2 protein-coding genes are annotated in these 1,297 nt (G+C 34.9%); one reads left to right on the top strand and one right to left on the bottom strand.

What is annotated here, in order from left to right:
* Positions 1 to 162 precede the first annotated feature (162 nt).
* Positions 163 to 786 carry a hypothetical protein gene (locus ACFIK4_RS02955; RefSeq protein ID WP_375635150.1) on the top strand — a complete coding sequence of 208 codons (624 nt, stop codon included), beginning with the start codon at positions 163 to 165 and terminating at the stop codon, positions 784 to 786.
* Here ACFIK4_RS02955 and ACFIK4_RS02950 read toward each other — a convergent pair.
* Positions 767 to 1,291: a hypothetical protein gene (locus ACFIK4_RS02950; protein ID WP_375674929.1), complete on the bottom strand. Its 525-nt coding sequence runs from the start codon at positions 1,289 to 1,291 to the stop codon at positions 767 to 769. The two genes, ACFIK4_RS02955 and ACFIK4_RS02950, sit on opposite strands and share 20 nt — an antisense overlap.
* Positions 1,292 to 1,297: the final 6 nt, after the last annotated feature.

Genomic DNA, 1,297 nt, shown 5'->3' with positions numbered 1-1,297 from the left:
CAAACTGCACTGTCCCTCGTTTAGATACAATACGACCAAGTACAGTGCTGTCATTAAATACGATTTGCTACACTTTGTCAACACTAAAATAACACATATTGATAATTTCAAAGTGAATCAGTTAATGATAATTCCAATAAAACCAATTAAAGAGCAATAAACATGACAATCGTATTAATTATCTTATGTATTCTACTATTACTTCCATTTACTGGAATTATACTGGAAGCTTTATGTGCTATAGTTGGTTACGGTATAGGTGCCGCTATGATTGGAGTCCTTATTTTTCTATTAATAATAGGAGCAAAGTTCTTAGGATTTATATATAGCTTGTGTTTAATAATAGCGTTTATGGCATTAATTGCGATTTGTAACATTAAATCAAACGGAAACACATGGGAAGAAGCAATTTCATACAGCACTGCACTATTTTTACCACTGCTTATCTTATGGTTTATTATATGGTATTTCTCTGATAATCGTGATATGTTGGATATATCATCCGTATTGTTTATTACAGCAATAATATGTTCTATTATTGCGATCCCATTCACATTCAATCCTCCAACGAAAGATATTAAAGGCTATCCTGGATTTCTAATTAAAATGTATTGTGTAATACCTATATTTTTTGCGGGTCTTTGTTGGAGCAAAACGACGGCAATAGTAACGGCAATAGTATCAGTAATAATATTGATTGGCTATTTCATTATGATTGCATATTCAGATAATGATAAACCTGATGAAAAAGATGAAAAAAAAGCTTCTAATGAAAATACTTCCTAATAACATTAAGAACGATACGTAATGAATTCACAAGGTGTGGTAGCATTTGATCTTCTATAACGAGGGACTGTAACGCAGCATGAAGATTATACTGTCTATAGAGGCATTGGGCTTCTTTTAGTGCCTCTTGCATGTTTATAAACTGCTCTGTTGCAAATGCTACCCACTTGTCTCTTGCTTTATCATCAGAAGATGATGGCATTTCGTCATAAATTGCATTAGGCAAGCCTTTTGCACAAAGGTAATTATTTCTTATCTGTAGGTACTGTTGCGCGGCATCATATTGCTCTTGAGTAATCACGCCTTGCAAGCAAAGCCGCCCTATGTAAGACCCAGAAAGTGGATTTTTTGCCTCCTGTAGCGTTAAACCAAAGCGTTTTGCACGCATTTCTATTGCCAATTTATCAACGGCTTCACGCGGTGTTTTGCAACGTGATATACGTCCGTTTGGTTCTCTTACCTGCCCTGCTATTTTAGGGCGTCCCCTTTTTTTATTTTTTTTCATAACACC

Source organism: Bartonella sp. AP9QHHD (assembly GCF_042195625.1).
GTDB lineage: Bacteria > Pseudomonadota > Alphaproteobacteria > Rhizobiales > Rhizobiaceae > Bartonella.
Note: the sequence above shows the minus strand (reverse complement) of the source record. Positions and strands in the feature narration are given on the sequence as shown.

Coding starts and splice junctions, on each gene's coding strand:
- ACFIK4_RS02955 (WP_375635150.1), top strand. CDS start 163: ATGACAATCGTATTAATTATCTTATGTATTCTACTATTACTTCCATTT.
- ACFIK4_RS02950 (WP_375674929.1), bottom strand. CDS start 1,291: ATGAAAAAAAATAAAAAAAGGGGACGCCCTAAAATAGCAGGGCAGGTA.